This is a genomic window from Microbacterium sp. NPDC089186, from assembly GCF_040685115.1.
Lineage (GTDB): Bacteria > Actinomycetota > Actinomycetes > Actinomycetales > Microbacteriaceae > Microbacterium > Microbacterium galbum.
This window is the reverse complement of record NZ_JBFBHJ010000001.1, coordinates 1,134,655-1,152,294: the sequence shown is the minus strand read 5'-3', so window position 1 is coordinate 1,152,294 and position 17,640 is coordinate 1,134,655. Positions and strand designations below refer to the sequence as shown.

Here is a 17,640-nt window from a genome sequence, read left to right as displayed (position 1 = left end):
ACGGACAGCGGATGCCGCTCGTCGGCGCCGCGGCTCAGCGGCGGCGGAGCACGCGGCGGCGGACCAGGGCGTCCAGCCGCGCGATCTGCACGAGAAGCGACGGGAACGACGCCGACACACCGGTGCGCGGCAGCCGGTCGAGCGCCGGCTCATCGCCGGGGAGAGCCGCCTGCTGCCCACGCACGAGCCGCCGGATGGCGTTCAGGAGTGCCATCGGATGGGTGTCGAGGGCGCTGTGACCGTTGTGGAGGCGCACGAGGGTGGCATCCGGAGCCGACGCGACCACCCGCTCGGCGATCTCGGGTGGGGTGCGCAGGTCGCGATCGCCCGAGAGCACGACGAGCGGCCAGTCGAACGCGCGCACGGCCTCGAGCAGGTCGTACGGCTCTCCCGCGAAGGCGGGGTAGCGCGGGGCGAGGGGCAGGTAGGTGCGCACCGGGTCGAGCGGGTGCCCGTCGAGGGCGCCCCCGTACCCCAGCTCACGGAACGCGATCGTGCCCACCAGATCGAACTCGTAGATGCGCGGGATGTCGGCGATCTCGGCGTCGCGCGTGGCGTAGGCGGTCAGCGCCCGCCACGCGAGACCGGGCTCGTGACGCACGAGCGGGTGGACGAGGTCGGTCCCTCCGAGCTCGTACGCGGCGCGGACGACGTCGAGCACGATGCGCTCCGAGACCCCCGCCGTCACGAGACGCCGCACCCCGCGGGCCATGTCGTCGTCGGCATCCCAGAACAATCCTCGAACGGCAGCGCGCTCGATGTCGATGTCGTGGGCCGACTGCAGAGCGGAGTCGATCAGCATCGACGCGACCCGTTCCGGATGCCGCGCCCCGAACGCCATCGCGAGGTAGCTGCCGTAGGAGGAGCCGACGATCACCGCCCGATCGACGCCCTCCGCGTCGAGCACCGCCGCGACGTCGTCGAGCACGGAGGTGATGCGCATCGCCGCGGGAGGGAGCGGGCGGGCGTCGAGGTCGCGGCGGGAGCGCCCGATGCCGCGGTGCTCGATCATGATCACATCGAGCCCGCCGCCGGCCGCCCGTCGCCGCAGGCCGCGGTACGGCAGGACCGACGCCAGTCCCGGGCCCCCGGGGACGATCACGACAGGGGTCGCGCCGCGCGGTCCCGTCCGCACGTACGCCAGGTCGAAGGCGGGCGCGCCGTCGGCCGCCGGGCGCCGGACGTGCCGCAGGCTCTCGCGCATGGGGGAACGCTACCGCTGCGGGGCGTGGGTGGGCCCGGATGCGCGCGGACGGTTCCGGTTGGCTGTGAGTTCCGCCCCCGCCGGCACCAGCGCGCTCGGCGCTCCCTATGCTCCGAAGGTGACCCCCGCTCCCTCCCGCCTGCGCGATCTCCCGGCCGTCGTCGCGGGGATCGCCGCGACCGTGCTCGGGGCGGGTCTCGGCGAACTCGCCGCGGCGCTCGTCGCCCCTTCCGCGAGTCCCTTCGCGGTCATCGGGGGCGCGATGATCGATCTCGCCCCCGCGTGGGCGAAGGACCTGGCCATCGACCTATTCGGCACGGGCGACAAGGCCGCGCTGCTGGTCGGCATCGCCGTCCTGCTGATGGTGGTCGCCGGGGTGGCCGGCGCGCTCGAGAACCGTCGTCCGCCGTGGGGCCGGGTGGTGCTCGCGGGTCTCGGCGCGCTCGGCGCCGTCGTGTCGCTGACGCGCGCCGATGCGGGACTGCTGTCTCCGGTGCCGTCGCTCATCGCGGGAGCGGGGGCGGCGGTCGTGGGCGCCCTGCTGGTCGGCCGCCTCCGTCGTCCGCCCCGGCGGCCCGTCGCCGATCCGCGCGCGGACGAGGGGGTCACCCGTCGCGGCGTGCTCGCCCTCTCGGGCGTCGCCGTCATGGCCGGCGCCCTCGCCGCCTTCGGTTCGGTGGCGCTGAGCGGCGGCGCGCGGGCGATCAGCGCCGTGCGTTCCGCCCTGCGCCTGCCGCAGCCCGCGACCACGACCACGGTTCCGGATGCCGCCGACCTCGGCATCGACGGCCTCTCCCCCGTCATCACACCGTCGGCGGACTTCTACCGCATCGACACCGCCCTCGTCGTGCCCCAGGTCGATCCCGCGACCTGGACGCTGCGCGTGCACGGCCTCGTCGAGCAGGAGGTGGTACTGCGCTGGGACGACCTCGTCGCCCTCCCCCAGAAGGAGACCGTGGCCACCCTGGTCTGCGTCTCGAACGAGGTCGGCGGCTCGCTCATCGGCACCGCGCGGTGGCTCGGCGTGCCGATCCGCGACATCCTCGCGCGGGCGAAGCCGACCGCCGAGGCCGACATGGTTCTCTCGCGCTCCGTCGACGGGTTCACGGCATCCAGTCCCCTGGAGGCGCTCACCGACGACCGCGACGCGCTGCTCGCGATCGGCATGAACGGCGAACCGCTGCCGATCGAGCACGGCTTCCCGGTGCGCATGGTCGTGCCAGGACTCTACGGCTACGTCTCCGCGACGAAATGGGTGAGCGAGCTCGAGGTCACGCGCTTCGACCGCGCCGAGGGGTACTGGACCCCGCGCGGATGGTCGGAGCGCGGACCGGTGAAGCTGCAGTCGCGCATCGACGTCCCCCGCGCGGGTGCACGCGTGGAGCCCGGCTCGACCGTCATCGCCGGGGTCGCCTGGCACAACCACGTCGGCGTCGCCGGTGTCGAGGTGCAGGTCGACGACGGCCCGTGGCAGCCGGCGACGCTGGCGACGGCCATCTCCGCCGACACGTGGGTGCAGTGGAGCCTGCCGTGGGAGGCGACGAGCGGCCTGCACACCGCGCGCTGCCGCGCCATCTCGGCCGACGGCAGCACGCAGACGTCCGACCAGGCCCCTCCCGCCCCCGACGGCGCGACCGGCTGGGACGAGGCGACGATCTCGGTCGCGTGACGCTCACGCGCGAGATGCCAGGATTCGTCGCCGGAGCGGACTCCGAAGAGACGAAATCCGGCACCTCACGCGAGAGCGAGTGCGGTCAGGCCGCCAGCACGTGCTTGAGCTGCTCGACGGCCCAGTCGAGCTCGGTCGCGCGGATCGTGAGCGGCGGCGCGATGCGGATCGTCTGGCCGTGCGTGTCCTTCACCAGGACGCCGCGGGCCAGCAGCTTCTCCGCGATCTCGCGACCGGTGCCCACGGCGGGGTCGATGTCGACACCGGCCCACAGCCCCGCGATGCGCACGGCCGTGACGCCCTGGCCCACGAGCGTCCGCAGGTTCTGCTCGAGGTGCGCGCCCAGCGCCTTCGCGCGGGTCTGGAACTCCCCGGATGCCAGCATCTCGACCACGCGCAAGCCGACGGCCGCGGCCAGCGGATTTCCGCCGAACGTCGAGCCGTGTTCGCCGGGACGGATGACGCCGAGGACGTCCTCGTTCGCGACGACCGCCGACACCGGCAGGATGCCGCCGCCCAGCGCCTTTCCGAGGAGGTACACGTCGGGCACGACGCCCTCTCGGTCGCACGCGAACGTCTCTCCGACGCGGCCGAGACCCGACTGGATCTCGTCGGCGATGAAGAGCACGTCGTTCTCCGTGCAGATCTCGCGCACGCGACGGAGGAAGCCTTCCGGCGGGACGACGACGCCGGCCTCGCCCTGGATGGGCTCGAGGAGCACCGCGGCGGTGTTCTCGTCGATCGCGGCGGCGATGGCATCCGCGTCTCCGTAGGGCACGTGCACGAAACCGGGCGCGTACGGGCCGAAGTCGTCGTGCGCGGTGGGGTCGTCGCTGAAACCGACGATCGTCGTGGTGCGACCGTGGAAGTTGCCGGTGGCGACGATGATGGTCGCGGCGTCCGCGGCGATGCCCTTCGTGCGGTAGCCCCAGGCGCGCGCGACCTTGATGCCGGTCTCGACGGCCTCGGCTCCGGTGTTCATCGGCAGGACCAGGTCTTTGCCGCACAACTGCGCGAGCGCCGTGGCGAAGGGGCCGAGCTTGTCGTTGTGGAACGCGCGGCTCGTGAGCGTCAGCCGGTCGAGCTGTTCGCGGGCGGCGGCGAGGATCGCCGGGTGCCCGTGGCCGAAGTTCAGCGCGGAGTACGCCGACAGCAGGTCGAGGTAGCGCTTGCCCTCGACGTCCGTGACCCAGACGCCCTCGGCGCGCGCGGCGACGACCGGCAGCGGGTGGTAGTTGTGTGCGAGGTGCGCCCCCTCGGCGGCGATGAGCTGCGCGCCGAGGTCGTCGACGGCGGTGCTCATCGGGTGCCCCCGCGCAGTTCGAGCGTGCAGCACTTGATCCCGCCGCCGCCGAGCAGCAGCTCGGACAGATCCACGAGCACGGGCGTGTACCCGCGCTCGCGCAGCTGCGCCTCGAAGCCCTTCGCGCGCGGCGAGATGATGACGTTCTTTCCGTCGCTGGCGGAGTTGAGACCGAACACCGAGCCGTCGGCATCCGAGACCCGGATGGCGTCGGGGAAGCGCTCGCGCAGGATCGCCTGGCTGTGCTCGTCGAAGGCGTTCGGCAGGTACGCGACGTTCGCCTTGTCGACGCCGCCGGGGCCCTCGACCGGGTCCAGCACGGCGAGCGCGGTGTCGAGGTGGTAGAACCGCGGGTCGGTGAGCGTCAGCGACACGACCTCGCGCGAGAACACCTCGCCGACCTCGCGGTGGCTGTCGCCCGTCGAACGGAAGCCGGTGCCCGCGAGGATCGTGTCGCCGACGAGCAGGAAGTCGCCCTCGCCCTCGTTGACCTCGACGGGCTCGGCGACCTCGAAGCCGTTGGCGGCGAACCACTCGATGAACGCGGGCGCCTCGGCGGCCCGCTCGCGGAAGCGGAACTTGGGGCCGTACGCGACCCCGTCGATGACGAACCCGCCGTTGGCCGTGTAGACCATGTCGGGCAGCCCCTCGAGCGGGTCGATCAGGTCGATCTCGTGACCGAGCTCGATGTAGGTGTCGTAGAGCGCCTGCCACTGCTGCACGGCGAGATCCGTGTCGGTGGGACGCGAGGGCTCCATCCACGGGTTGATGCTGTAACTCACCGTGAAGTGCGAGGGCTTGCACATCAGGTACCGGCGGTGCTGCTGGACGCGCTCGGTCGTCGCCTCGGCGGCGGTGGCGGGGGTAGCGGACATCTCTGCTCCTCGGAGGAAAGGTGCGGCGGACGCTGTCCTGGGGCTCGGTGGCCCTTCGACCCGTGCGGCGCTCATCAAGTTCATGGGACGCCGTGCGGGGAAAGGTCGGTCCGAGCACGCCGTGGTCATTGTCTCACGAGGCCGCCGCGCAGCCCCGGCGACTTCGCCGATGCGCGGCCGACACGCGGCATCCCTCCCCTCGGATCGAGGTTGCGCCCGGCTGACGCGCACTCGAGGGACGACACCGGATGCCGACTCACACGGCCCCGTGGACGCCCTCCGCCCGCAGCCGGGCGACGTCGGCCGCCGAGTGGATCCCCGCATCGGAGCCCAGGCCGGTGGCGACGAGGCTCCCGCAGGCGAGACCGCGCTGCGCGGCTTCCCCGACGCCCGCGCCGTCCAGGAGACCCCAGATGAATCCCGCGCTGAACGCGTCGCCGCACCCGGTCGTGTCGACGACGTCGACGGCATATGCCGGAAAGCGCATATCGCGTTCCTCACGCGTGCTGATGCTCACCCCCGCGGCGCCACGGGTGACGACGAGCGTCTGCACGCCCGCGTCCAGATAGAACGCGACGGCCTCGTCGAGCGCCTGCGTCCCGGCGAACGACAGGGCGTCCTCCTCGCTCGGGAACAGATAGTCGACGAACGGCAGGCACGGGAGTACCGCGTCGCGATCGCCCGCACCCCCGGTCGGGATGAAATCCATCGTCGTCACGATCCCGGCCTCGCGTGCACGACGCAGCAGGTCGACGCTCGGCGGTCCGTCGATCCCCGGGAGCAGGCAGGAGCCGCCCAGGTGGAGGACGGCGACGCCGTCGAGAGCGAGGGAGGCGAGGTCCTCGGGTCGGACCGCGGCGTTCGAGCCGATGACGTGCAGCGCAGGGCGGCTTCCGTCGCGTCGGATCGGCAGCATCGTCGCCGAGGTGGGACGCTCGGGCCGGACGGCGAGCCCGGTGACGTCGACGCCCTCCGCGGCCATCGTCGACCGCAGGAATACGCCCAGCGCATCGTCGCCGACGGCGCCGACGGTCGCGACGGCGACGCCCAGGCGCGCGAGATCGACGGCGGTGGCCGCCGCGGTCCCGGCGACGGTGAGGCGGATCTCGTCGAGCAGAGCGAGCCCCTGTCCGGGCGGGATGGCCTCGACGTAGCGGCCGAGGACGTCGGCGACGTGGAGTCCGACGGTGACGACGCGAGCGGCGGGCTGGGGCATGGGTCTCCTCGGGTGGGCGAACGGGCGAAGCCTACTGAGGGGCACATCGGTGACGGCTTCATTTCACCGTGTGACGCCCAAGTCGAACGCCGTGATGACCCCTCCCTACGATTCGAGAGACCGCTGCCCGGCGGTCCCCACACAGCATCCGCGGCGACGCGCGCACCGACGCGAGCGCCCACCGGCCCCACAGGAGCCCACCGTGAGAAAGTCCCTCTTCGCCCTTCCGGCGCTCGTCGTCGCGGCGGGCCTCGCCCTCGCCGGGTGCACCACCGTCTCCTCGGGAGGCGACGCCGCCCCGAACGGCGACGGCGTCGATCCGAACCAGCCGCTGGCGGGGAAGACGATCGGCATCGCCGTCGTCGGCACGCAGCACTTCTGGGACCGCGAGGCCTTCCAAGGCGCGGTGGACGAGGTCACCAAGCTCGGCGGCACGCCGCTGACCACCGACGGCAACCGCGACAACACCCTGCACGCGCAGAACCACGACATCTTCCTCGCGCAGAACGTCGACGCCGTCATCACGATCCTCGGCGACGCGTCGGTCGACCCCAAGCTCCAGCAGCTGCACGACGCCGGAATCCCGGTCTTCGGGGTGGACCACGCCTCGGAGTACGCGGTGAACAACGCCCAGTCCGACAACCAGGTCGGCGGCACGGCCCTGGGCAAGATCACCGGTGAGGCCCTCGGCGGAGAGGGCAACATCGCCGTCTTCAACGCCTTCGGCTCGAGCCTGTCGTTCTGCGGAGAGCGCTACGACGCGTGGAAGAACGAGCTGTCGACGAACTATCCGAACATCACGCTGATCGAGCCCGAGCTCGCGGAGCAGTTCGCCAACGCCCCGGACGACGCGCGTCAGCAGACGCTCGCGCTGCTGGAGAAGTACCCGGTCGGCACGATCCAGGACATCCACGTCGCGTGCTGGGACCAGCCCGCGATCGGTGTCGTGCAGGCGATCGAGGACTCGGGCCGCACCGACGTCAAGGTCACGGCGTTCGACGCCGGCCCCGACACCCTCGAGATCATGAGCGAGCCCAACAGCCCGTTCGTGGGCAACATCGCGCAGCTGCCGCGCAAGATCGCGACGATCTCGGCCGACAACGTCGGCAAGTACTTCCTCGGCGAGGAGGTCGAGAAGGTCAGCTACGTCGACACCATCCCGGTCGCCGGCCCCGACGAGGCGAAGAAGGTCTCGAAGGAGCTGGGCTACACCCAGTGACCATCAGCTCCTCCCCCCTCGTGACGCCGGTCCTGCAGATGACCGGCGTCACGAAGGCGTTCGCGGGCGTCCCGGCTCTCCGGGGCGCCTCGATCGACGTGCGTCCGGGCGAGGTGCACGGCCTGGTCGGCGAGAACGGCGCGGGCAAGTCCACACTCATCAAGATCCTCGCCGGGATCTACGAGCGCGACGGCGGTGCGGTGGCGATCGACGGTGCGGATGCCGGGCGTCTCACGTCCGCCGACGCGCACGCCGCCGGCATCCGCTTCGTGCATCAGGAGCTCCAGCTCGTCCCCGACATGACGGTGGCCGAGAACATCTGGCTCGGCAACGAGCAGAGCGCGCGCGGGCTGCTGCGGGCTCGAGCGATGAAGGCCCGCGTCGCCGAGGTGCTCCACGAGGTGCTGGGCATCCGCCTCTCGCCCGCTCGACTCGTGCGCGACCTCGGTCCCGCCGAGCGCAAACTGGTGCAGGTCGCTCGCGCGCTCGTGGACGACGACGCGCGCCTCATCGTCTTCGACGAGCCCACCGCCCCTCTCGCCAGCGCGGAGGCGGAGCAGCTGCTCGGGATCATCGGGCGCCTGCGCGACCGCGGCATCTCGAGCCTGTACATCTCGCACTACCTCGGCGAGGTCACCCGCATCTGCGACCGCGTGACGGTGCTCCGCGGCGGGCTCGACGTCGGACGCATCGACGCGATGGGCCCCGACAGCGGCCGCGAGATGATCCGCCTGATGATCGGGCGCGAGATCGACGACCTCTATCCCACCCGTCGCCCCGCCGTCACCGCCGAGCCGGTCCTGCGCGCCCGTGGCCTGCGCGTCGGGTCTGCCGTGCACGGCGTCGACCTCGATGTGCGCCCCGGAGAGATCCTCGGGGTCACGGGACTGCTCGGCTCGGGGGCGTCGGAACTGGCCGAGGCCCTGGTCGGCCTCCACCGTCACACCGGCGACCTCTCGCTCGACGCGCGCCGGTTCCGGCCGTCGAGCCCCGCCGCAGCTCTCGAGGCGGGCGTGGTGCTCGTTCCGCGCGATCGCCGCCACGACGGTGTCGTGCTCGACTTCTCGACGCAGCGCAACCTCACGCTCTCGACCCTCGCCGAGGCGACCCGGGCGGGGCTGCTCGATGACGCCGCGTCCCGGTCTCGCGCCGCCGAGCTGGCCGATCGTCTCGACATCCGGCCGCGTGACACCAGCGTGCAGACGCGCCTGCTGAGCGGGGGTAACCAGCAGAAGGTCGTGCTGGGCCGCAGCCTCGCCGCGGGTGCCCGCGTGATCGTGCTCGACGAGCCCACCGTGGGCGTCGACATCGGCGCGAAGCAGGAGATCTACCGCCTGCTGTCCGAGCTCGCGGAATCCGGGACCGCGGTGGTGGTCGTCTCGACCGACCCGGCCGAGGTCCTCGGCCTGAGCGACCGCGTCGTCGTCCTCGAGCGCGGGCGCGTGGCACACGAGGTGACGACGGAGGGGCTCACCCTCGCGCATCTCAGTGCCCTCGTCACCGGAAGCACGAACGAGCGAGCGGAGGGGGATGCCGCGTGAACGCCCTCATCACCGGAAGCGGTGCCCGACCGAGCGAAGGACGTGCCGCGTGAGCGCAGCGACCATCGAGCGCCCCGCCCTCGTCCCGCGCGTGCGCAGCCTGCTGGCCCGCCGCGGCCCACTGCTGGTCGTGCTGGCGATGACCGTGTACCTCGCCGTCACGGCGAAGGGCTTCCTCGGCGTCGCCAACGTGACGGCGAGCCTCACGCAGGCGGCCCCCGTGGCCCTCGTGGCGATGGGTCTCGCCATCGTCGTGATCGGGGGCGGCGACGACGTCGTGGTCGGCGGCATCGACCTGTCGATCCCCGCGACCGCGGCGCTCGCCACCGCGATCGTGAGCGATCAGCTGACCACCTTCGGCACCCCGTTCGCTGTCGCCTTCGCCCTCGGCATCCTGGTCACCACGGCGTTCGGCCTGCTCAACGCCGTCCTGGTCGGGTGGGTGGGGCTGTCGTCGATCCTCGCGACGCTCGCCGTCTACGTCGCCGTCGTCGGCATCACGCGCGTGGTCAGCGGCAATCGCCGCATCGATGTGGCCGATCCCCTCGTCGTGGCGGTGCGCGACACGCGCGTCGCGGGCATCCCCCTGGCCGCGGTGCTCATGCTCCTCGTCGCCGCCGTGCTCGTCTTCGTCATGGCGCGCACGCCGTACGGCCTCCGTCTGCAGGCCGTCGGCGGGAATCGGGATGCCGCGACATTCGCCGGCATCCCGACCCGGCGCTACATCATGTCGACGTTCGTCATCGCGGGCGCGGTCGCCGGCCTCAGCTCCCTGCTGCTCATCGCGCGGGGCTCCGGCAGCAGCCCCGGGATCGACGAGCGGCTCATGGTCGACATGGTGCTCGCGACGTTCCTGGGCGCCGCCTTCACGCGGCGCGGCACGGTCACCGTCTTCGGCTCCGTGCTGGGCGCGCTGTTCGTCGCCCTCCTGTCGAACGGCCTGATCCTGTCGCGCGTCGCGAACGCGTGGGTCGACGGCTTCAAGGGCGTGCTGATCCTGCTCGTGGTGGCCGCCGCCGCCGCCCGGAAGAACGAGGAGGCCCGCGCGTGAGCATCCCCGCGCCCCGCCCGCGGTGGTCCGGCGTCGCCGGCTCCGCAGCGGCGACCGTCACCCGTTACGGCTTCGTCGCCGCCTTCGCGCTGCTGATCGTGTTCTTCTCGGTCGCGAGCGACGCGTTCCTTCGTCCCAGCAATCTGCTCAACGTGCTCGACGGCGTCGCCATCCTGGTGCTCGTGGCCCTCGCCCTCACCGTGGTGGTGTCCTCCGGCGGCATCGACCTGTCGGCCGCCGTGGCCGTCGACTTCGGCGCGTGGTTCGCGATCGTGTCGATGATGTCGTTCGGGATGCCGTGGCCGGTGGCCGTCCTGCTCGGTCTGCTCGGCGGGGCGCTCATCGGCGCACTGAACGCGTTCCTCATCGTGGGACTCGGCGTCACGCCCTTCCTCGCGACCCTCGGCACATTCTTCATCGGCCGCAGCGCTCAGCAGATCGGCACGAACGGCGGCGCCAGCGTCAGCTTCCGCGCCGCGCCCGAGGGTTTCACCTTCCTCGGCTCGGGGGATGTGCTGGGGATCGGCGTGCCGGTGATCATCGCCGCGATCGCCGCGGTGGGGATCGGCATTCTGCTCCACCGCACGCCGGCAGGCGTGCGCATCCAGGCGATGGGCCTGCAGGATCGCGCGGCCGTCGTCGCGGGACTGCGCACCCGACGGATCCGCGTGCTGGTGTACGTCGGCGCCGGCGTGCTGTGCGCGGCGGGCGGCATCCTGCTCAGCGCGTCGTTGCGGCTGTACACCCCGCTCGCGGGGTTCAGCTACCTGCTCGACGCCATCGCCGCGGTGTTCATCGGCGCGTCGATGCACCCGCGCTCGCGCCCGAACGTGCCCGGCACGGTCGTGGGGGTGCTGTTCCTCGGCGTGCTGGCCAACGGGCTCGACCTGCTCGGTCTCGACTTCAACGTCAAGGCGGCGGTGCAGGGCGTGGTGCTGCTGGTCGCGCTCGTGCTGGCCTACACCGTCGCGCAGCGCGCGCGGGCGGCCGCCGAGCGCAGGCCCGCGGCGAAGCGCCCGCACGGCGCCCCCGCAGAAGAGGTCGCGCCGGCCGGGGCCGCGACGGCGACGCGTCCGAAGCTCGGCGACACCACTCCGGGAGGCGGGACATGACCCCCGCCGTGCTCGGCATCGACGCCGGCACCACCGCGGTCAAGGCCGTGCTGTACTCGCTCGAGGGGGAGACCCTCGCCGCCGGGCACCGCTCGGTCGCCGTCGTGCGCACCGCCGACGGCGGGGCCGAGAGCGACATCGACCTGGTGTGGGAGGCCGTGGTCGGCGCCGTCCGGCAGGCTCTCTCACAGGCCCGCAGCGCGGGCCCCGATGTCGTCGCCGTCGGCGTGACCGGCCAGGGCGACGGCGCGTGGCTCGTCGATGCCGAGGGTCGTCCCGTGCGTCCGGCAGCGCTGTGGCTCGACGGTCGAGGCGCCGACCGGGTCACGGCGTGGCAGCACGACGGACGGGATGCCGCGGTCGTCTCCGCGACCGGATCGGCGAGCTTCCCCGGCACCCTTCCGGTGCTGCTCGACGTCTTCGCCGATACCGAGCCGGACGTGCTCGCCCGTGCCGCGCACCACCTCAACTGCAAAGACGCCGTGCGTCAGCGCCTCACCGGCGAGATCGCGACAGACCCCTCCGAGGCGTCGCGCACCTACCTCGACCCCGCCACCCTGGCCTACTCCGACGACATGATCGACGCGCTCGGCCACCGCCGCTTCGCGCATCTGCTCGCTCCCGTCCGCGCCCCGCACGAGCGCGGCGGCGCCCTCACCGCGTCCGCCGCCGAAGAACTCGGGCTGCGCGCCGGCGTCCCCGTCGCGGTCGGGCTCGTCGACTCCGCCGCGTGCCCCGTGGGTCTCGGCGCCCTCTCCGATCAGGACGGCTGGGTCGTGCTCGGCACGACCGCCACGGTGGCCGTCAACCGCGTCGACCGGGCGGCTGCCGACAGCGGCATCGGCATCCTCATCCCCACCGGGCGCGGCACCCAGGTGCTCGAGGCCCTGTCGTCGATGGTCGGCACGCCCAATCTCGACTGGGCGCGCGACACGCTGGGCCTGTCCGACCGCGGGTGGAGTGAGCTCGAGCGTCTCGCGCGCACCGCGCCCGACGGCAGCGGCGGCGTCGTGTATCTCCCGTACGGCTCGCCGAGCGGCGAGCGCGCACCGTTCGTGGATGCCGCGGCTTCGGCATCCTGGGTCGGGACCACTGTCGCGACGACCCCCGCACAGCTGCTGCGGAGCGTCTTCGAGGGACTCGCCTTCTCGGTCGCCGAGTGCCTCGATCTCCTCGACGCGGGAGATCGCGTCCCCGTGTGCGGCGGCGGCGCGCGCAGCGACCTGATGTGCCAGCTGCTGGCCGACGTGTCGCAGCGGACGATCGTCCGCACCGCCGACCCCGAGGTCGGGGCGCGCGGAGCGGCGACGCTCGCGGTGGTCGCGGCGGGCCTGGCCCCCGACCTCGAGGCGGCGGTGCGGGTGTTCCCCGTCGGCAGCGTCGAATTCGCACCTCGCGCGTCGCCCGCCCTCTCGGCGGCGCGCGATGTGTTCGCACGGGTACGCGCGGCACTGCGTCCCGAGTGGCCGGCCCTGCGGGCGCTCGCGCGAACGGCCGCGAACGCCGACGGAGTCGGAGCGCCGACGCCCGATGAGTCCCTCATCGCCGCGGAGCGCGTCGACGCCGCAGCCCCCGCTGCCCACCTCGACGCCACCCTCGTCGACGTCCCCGCCCCCGAGAGGACCCCCGCGTGACCCGCATCGTCATCACCGCCCCCTTCGATCCGCGTATCGCCGCCGACCTGCCGGGCGACGTCGCCACGGCATCCGAGGCCGAGACGGGGCAGTCGCTCGCAGCGCGCGCGGCCTCCGACCCCGTCTTCGCCGAGATCCTCGCCGAGGCCGACGTCGTCATCGCCGAGCTCGACCGCATCGACGAGGCGGCGCTGGCTGCGGCCCCGCGTCTGTCGCTGGTCGTCGCCTGCCGCGCCAATCCCGCCAACGTCGACCTGGCCGCCTGCGCCGCCCGCGGGGTCGAGGTACGCACCACTCCGGGTCGCAACGCCGATGTCACCGCCGATTTCACCCTCGCCCTGCTGCTCGCGACCGTGCGTCACGTGCCCGCCGCCTCGGCGTGGCTGCGCGAAGGCAACTGGAGCGCGGACGACGTGTTCGAGCCCTACGCGCGGTTCCGCGGCATCGGCCTGTCGGGGCGGCGGCTGGGCGTCGTGGGCGGCGGTGCGGTCGGTCGACGCGTGGTGCGCCGCGCGCAGGGCTTCGGCATGCGCATCGCCGTCTACGACCCCTTCCTCGCCCCGGGCGCCCTCGGTGACGACGTGGCGCACCTCGACCTCGACGACCTGCTCTCCTCGAGCGACATCGTCACGCTGCATGTGCCGCTCACCCCGGAGACGACCGGGCTGATCGGCGCGCGCGAGCTCGCCGTCCTCCGCCCCGACGCGTACCTCGTCAACGCCGGGCGCGCGGCCCTCGTCGACCGCGACGCGCTGCTCGAGGTGCTCCGCGAGCGGCGCATCGCCGGTGCCGGCTTCGACGTGTTCCACGACGAGCCGCTGGCCGGCGACGACGAGCTGCTGCGCCTGCCGAACGTCACGCTGACGCCGCACATCGCCGGAGCCTCCGACGACGTGGTCGTCGAGCACTCCCGCCTCGCCGCGGCCGCCGTGGCATCCTTCCTCTCCCCCGCCCCCGAAAGAGAGAACTCCCAGTGACCATCTCCGCCACCGCCGACGTCGTCGTGCTCGACATCGAGGGCACCACCTCGGCCGCCGGCTTCATCCTCGGCGACCTCTACGACTACGCCCGCCCGCGCCTCGACGAGGTGCTCGGCCGCGATGACGACACCGTGCGCGACGCCCGCGCCGACGCGATCTCCGAGACGGGCCTGGATGCCGATGCCTCCGACGCCGAGATCGCGGAGGCGCTGCGCGGCCTCATGGCGCAGGACGTCAAGTCGACCCCGCTCAAGACCCTGCAGGGCATCATCTGGGCCGAGGGATTCGCCGCGGGCGAGATCCACTCGCAGTTCTTCGACGACGTGCCCCCGCGTCTTCACACGTGGCACGAGGTCGGGATCCGCCTCGCCGTGTACTCCTCCGGCTCCGTCGCCTCGCAGGTGCCGTGGTTCCGCCACGCGCCGCAGGGAGATCTGACCCCGCTCGTCGAGGACTTCTTCGACACCGTCAAGGCCGGCCCGAAGAAGGAGAGCGCGTCGTTCGACACCATCGCCGCCGCCCTCGGCGTCGCCCCCGAACGCGCCCTCTTCCTCACCGACCACCCCGACGAGGTCTCGGCCGCCCTCGCGGCCGGCTGGCAGGTGATCGCCCTCGACCGCGCGGGCGAGCCGTGGGCGGGGGCCGACTTCGCCGCGCCCGCCGTGGCATCCTTCGACGAGATCGAGGTGACCCGATGACCGCGCTCCCCTCCCTCGACCGCGTCCGCGAGGCCGGTGCCGCCCTCGCCGCCGAAGCCTCCCGCTTCTCGGGATACGGCTGGATGCGCGGCACCTCGGGCAACCTCTCCGTGGTCGTCGAGCGCGAGCCGCTCGTGCTGGCCGTCACCGCCTCGGGCCTCGACAAGTCGCTGCTCACCGACGCCGACGTCGTGCTCATCGACGCCGACGGCCGGGCGATCGACCCCGACGACCATCGTCCCCCGTCGGCCGAATCCGGGCTGCACGCCCATATCGCCGCGCGCACCGGAGCGAACGCGGTGTTCCACGTGCACGCGTTCGACGCGGTCGTCGCCGGGCACCGCTGGCCGGGCGGCGTGGAGATCCGCGACATGGAGATGCTCAAGGGCATCGGCCACCTCGCCGACGACGAGACCGTGACGATCCCCGTCATCCGCAACCACCAGGACATGAGCGTCGAAGCCGGATGGTTCGACGAGGTGTACCGCCCCGCCACCCCCGAGGTGCCCGAGGTGCCCGCGCTCATCGTGGCGAATCACGGCATGTACGCCTGGGGCAGCGACGTGGCCGCGGCGCGTCGCCACCTCGAGATCACCGAGTGGCTGCTGCGCTTCGCCGTCGCGACGCGCTGAGCCCGGCATCCACCCCACCGAGAACACCCCACGAAAGGAGCGGCCATGACCCTGCTGACCGTCTGGAAAGAGACCGACCCGAGCACACCCGTCCTCGAGACCACCGACGAGGCCGAGATCCGCGACGCCCTCGCCGGACTCGGCGCCCGCTTCTCGCGCTGGGAGGTCAAGGACGTCGGCCCCGGCGCCTCGCAGGACGAGGTGCTCGCCCTGTACGCCGACGAGATCGGAGAGGTCAAGGAGCGCGAGGGGTACACCCTCGTCGACGTCGTCGCCCTCGACCCCGCGCAGGCCGACTACGACGACCTCAAGACGCCGTTCCGTGAGAAGTTCCTTTCGGAGCACGCGCACGACGACGACGAGGACCGCTACTTCGCCAAGGGGGCGGGCGTGTTCTACCTGCACGCGAACGAGAAGGTGCACGCGGTGTACTGCGAGGCGGGCGACCTCATCTCGGTGCCGGCGAACACCACGCACTGGTTCGACATGGGCACCTCCCCCCACTACGTCAGCGTGCGCTTCTTCCACGACGACGACGGTTGGGTCGGCCACTTCACCGGCAGCCCGATCGCCGAGTCGTTCGCAACGTTCGATCAGCTCGCGGAGCGCCGCGCGCAGCTGGCCTGACGCCGCCGGAACGCCCGTCCTCACCGGCATCCGGGATGCCGCGGGGCGGGCGTTCCGCGTGTCACCGCGGTGAGCGACGCGCCAGGCCCGTCCGCCGCGTGCACCTCGGTGATGCGCACACCCTCAGCCGCTTCCCTCTCGAGACGGCTGAGTTCGTGCGGATCGCTGAGATCGTGAGCGTGGGCCTGTGCCGGTCACCCCCGCCGCAGCGCCACCGCGGCCCACGCGATGGGCGGGAGCGTGACGTGCAGGATGCCGTCCGTCAGGCGCGTCTCGAGCGTCCGGGGCTGTACGCGCTCGGGGTCGTCGAGGGTGTTGCTCGCGTACGGGTCGTCGTCGTGCAGCACGTGCGCCTCGACGATCTCGACGTCTCCGAGACCTGCCACGTCGATCCGGAGCTCGACCGCGTCGCCGCGCCCGCGGTGGACGAGGAAGAGGGCGCTCTCCCCGGTCTCCGCGTCGTGGGTGGCCACGGCATCCACCGCGGGCACGGTGCCGTACCTCGCGGTGTCGATCGTCGATGCCTCGACCTGCGGGCGGAGCACCTCTCCCCGCGCGAGCCGCGACGTGATCGCGAAGGGGAAGAACGTCGTCTGCCGCCAGGACGCGCCGCCGGGCTCCGTCATGATCGGCGCGATGACGTTGACGAGCTGGGCCAGGGAGGCGGATGCCACGCGGTCGGCGTGCGCGAGCAACGAGATCAGGAGGCTGCCGAAGACCACCGCATCCAGGGCCGAGTAGACGTCCTCGAGCAGGCGCGGGGCGACGGGCCAGTCGTCGATCGCGGTCGGCTTCACGGACTCGACGCGGTCCATGTACCAGATGTTCCATTCGTCGAAGGAGATGTCGATCTTCTTCGCGCTGCCCCGCACGGCGCCGACGTGGTCGGCGGTGGCGACGACGGCGTCGATGAAGCGGTCCATGTCGACCGCCGAGGCGAGGAAGGAGTCGATGTCGCCGTCGTGCTCCTGGTAGTACGCGTGGCACGAGATCATGTCGACGTCGTCGTAGGTGTGGGTCAGCACCTCGCGTTCCCAGTCTCCGAACGTCGGCATCTGGGCGCCCGACGATCCGCACACGACGAGTTCGATCGACGGGTCGAGCTGTCGCATGCCCTTCGCGGTCCGGGCTGCGATCTTGCCGTAGTCGTCGGCGGAGCGGTGGCCGAGCTGCCACGGGCCGTCCATCTCGTTCCCCAGGCACCACACGCGCACGTCGAACGGGGACTCGCGGCCGTTATCGATGCGCTGCTGCGACAGAGCCGTGCCGCCGGGGAGGTTGGCGTACTCGAGCAGGTCGATCGCCTCCAGCGTGCCCCGCGTGCCGAGGTTGACGGCGAGCATGAGCTCGCTGCCGGCCTTGTCGAGCCAGTCGGCGAACTCGTGCAAGCCGACCTCGTTCGTCTCGGTCGAATGCCACGCGAGGTCGAGGCGGCGTGGGCGCCGGTCTCGCGGTCCGACGCTGTCCTCCCAGCGGAAGCCCGAGACGAAGTTGCCGCCGGGGTAGCGGATCATCGTCACCCCGAGCTCGCGCACGAGCTCCAGGACGTCCCGACGGAAGCCCTGCTCGTCGGCCTCGGGGTGGCCGGGCTCGTGGATGCCGTCGTAGACGTGGCGGCCGAGGTGCTCGACGAACCCCCCGAACAGCCGGCGGCGCACGGGGCCGATCGGGAAACGGGGGTCGACGGTGAGTCGGGCAGCGGTCATCGGTGCTCCTCGCGTTCGGCCTCCGACGCTACCCGCCCGCGTCGCGGCCGCCCAGGGTTTTCGAAACCACCCCACGGCCGGCGACGCGGCGGGCGCACGCCCCGGTCGCGCGCTCGCGCCCCGCACCGGCGCGAGACCACGCGACCTGGGCGAACACGCGCGCCACGACCCGT

Annotated in this window: 15 protein-coding genes; 10 read left to right on the top strand and 5 right to left on the bottom strand. The window is 72.4% G+C overall.

Annotated features, from left to right (window positions below; all coding sequences use genetic code 11):
* Nucleotides 1–34 precede the first annotated feature (34 nt).
* Nucleotides 35–1,204, bottom strand: a complete 1,170-nt coding sequence (locus AB0N82_RS05440; protein WP_363389043.1) for an alpha/beta fold hydrolase — start codon at nucleotides 1,202–1,204, stop codon at nucleotides 35–37.
* 118 nt (nucleotides 1,205–1,322) lie between these two features.
* Here AB0N82_RS05440 and AB0N82_RS05435 point away from each other — a divergent pair, with 118 nt between their 5' ends.
* Nucleotides 1,323–2,873 (top strand): molybdopterin-dependent oxidoreductase, encoded by a 1,551-nt coding sequence (locus tag AB0N82_RS05435; protein ID WP_363389040.1) that lies wholly within the window; start codon nucleotides 1,323–1,325, stop codon nucleotides 2,871–2,873.
* An 85-nt stretch (nucleotides 2,874–2,958) separates the two neighbouring features.
* Here the strand turns inward: AB0N82_RS05435 and rocD are convergent, their stop codons facing one another.
* The 3 genes from rocD to AB0N82_RS05420 form a co-directional block, all read right to left on the bottom strand.
* The gene (rocD, locus tag AB0N82_RS05430; protein WP_315994410.1) at nucleotides 2,959–4,176 is read right to left on the bottom strand and encodes an ornithine--oxo-acid transaminase; all 1,218 of its coding nucleotides are present in this window, start codon (nucleotides 4,174–4,176) and stop codon (nucleotides 2,959–2,961) included.
* Nucleotides 4,173–5,051, bottom strand: a complete 879-nt coding sequence (ddaH, locus tag AB0N82_RS05425) for a dimethylargininase (protein WP_363389036.1) — start codon at nucleotides 5,049–5,051, stop codon at nucleotides 4,173–4,175. The genes rocD and ddaH overlap by 4 nt, the downstream gene beginning before the upstream one ends.
* A gap of 256 nt (nucleotides 5,052–5,307) precedes the next feature.
* Nucleotides 5,308–6,267, bottom strand: a complete 960-nt coding sequence (locus AB0N82_RS05420; protein ID WP_363389033.1) for a sugar kinase — start codon at nucleotides 6,265–6,267, stop codon at nucleotides 5,308–5,310.
* Nucleotides 6,268–6,469: 202 nt separating this feature from the next.
* Here AB0N82_RS05420 and AB0N82_RS05415 point away from each other — a divergent pair, with 202 nt between their 5' ends.
* From AB0N82_RS05415 to AB0N82_RS05375, 9 genes are read left to right on the top strand one after another with little or no spacing between them, the layout of a single operon-like run.
* Nucleotides 6,470–7,486 carry a sugar ABC transporter substrate-binding protein gene (locus AB0N82_RS05415; RefSeq protein WP_315994407.1) on the top strand — a complete coding sequence of 339 codons (1,017 nt, stop codon included), beginning with the start codon at nucleotides 6,470–6,472 and terminating at the stop codon, nucleotides 7,484–7,486.
* Nucleotides 7,483–9,027 carry a sugar ABC transporter ATP-binding protein gene (locus tag AB0N82_RS05410; protein ID WP_363389030.1) on the top strand — a complete coding sequence of 515 codons (1,545 nt, stop codon included), beginning with the start codon at nucleotides 7,483–7,485 and terminating at the stop codon, nucleotides 9,025–9,027. The genes AB0N82_RS05415 and AB0N82_RS05410 overlap by 4 nt, the downstream gene beginning before the upstream one ends.
* A 49-nt stretch (nucleotides 9,028–9,076) precedes the next feature.
* Nucleotides 9,077–10,078, top strand: coding sequence for an ABC transporter permease (locus tag AB0N82_RS05405; RefSeq protein WP_363389027.1), 1,002 nt, complete (start codon nucleotides 9,077–9,079; stop codon nucleotides 10,076–10,078).
* Nucleotides 10,075–11,190: an ABC transporter permease gene (locus tag AB0N82_RS05400; protein WP_363389024.1), complete on the top strand. Its 1,116-nt coding sequence runs from the start codon at nucleotides 10,075–10,077 to the stop codon at nucleotides 11,188–11,190. The genes AB0N82_RS05405 and AB0N82_RS05400 overlap by 4 nt, the downstream gene beginning before the upstream one ends.
* Nucleotides 11,187–12,824, top strand: a complete 1,638-nt coding sequence (locus AB0N82_RS05395) for an FGGY-family carbohydrate kinase (protein WP_363389021.1) — start codon at nucleotides 11,187–11,189, stop codon at nucleotides 12,822–12,824. The genes AB0N82_RS05400 and AB0N82_RS05395 overlap by 4 nt, the downstream gene beginning before the upstream one ends.
* Nucleotides 12,821–13,801, top strand: a complete 981-nt coding sequence (locus tag AB0N82_RS05390) for an NAD(P)-dependent oxidoreductase (RefSeq protein ID WP_363389018.1) — start codon at nucleotides 12,821–12,823, stop codon at nucleotides 13,799–13,801. Before AB0N82_RS05395 ends, AB0N82_RS05390 begins: the two co-directional genes overlap by 4 nt.
* Complete coding sequence (gene mtnC / locus AB0N82_RS05385) at nucleotides 13,798–14,502, top strand: acireductone synthase (RefSeq protein WP_363389015.1); 705 nt, start codon at nucleotides 13,798–13,800, stop codon at nucleotides 14,500–14,502. Before AB0N82_RS05390 ends, mtnC begins: the two co-directional genes overlap by 4 nt.
* Nucleotides 14,499–15,134 carry a methylthioribulose 1-phosphate dehydratase gene (mtnB, locus tag AB0N82_RS05380; protein WP_315994400.1) on the top strand — a complete coding sequence of 212 codons (636 nt, stop codon included), beginning with the start codon at nucleotides 14,499–14,501 and terminating at the stop codon, nucleotides 15,132–15,134. Before mtnC ends, mtnB begins: the two co-directional genes overlap by 4 nt.
* A gap of 45 nt (nucleotides 15,135–15,179) precedes the next feature.
* Nucleotides 15,180–15,761 carry a cupin gene (locus tag AB0N82_RS05375; RefSeq protein ID WP_315994399.1) on the top strand — a complete coding sequence of 194 codons (582 nt, stop codon included), beginning with the start codon at nucleotides 15,180–15,182 and terminating at the stop codon, nucleotides 15,759–15,761.
* 194 nt (nucleotides 15,762–15,955) lie between these two features.
* Here the strand turns inward: AB0N82_RS05375 and AB0N82_RS05370 are convergent, their stop codons facing one another.
* On the bottom strand, nucleotides 15,956–17,467 hold the full coding sequence (locus AB0N82_RS05370) for an alpha-L-arabinofuranosidase C-terminal domain-containing protein (protein WP_363389010.1): 1,512 nt from the start codon (nucleotides 17,465–17,467) through the stop codon (nucleotides 15,956–15,958).
* Nucleotides 17,468–17,640 lie beyond the last annotated feature (173 nt).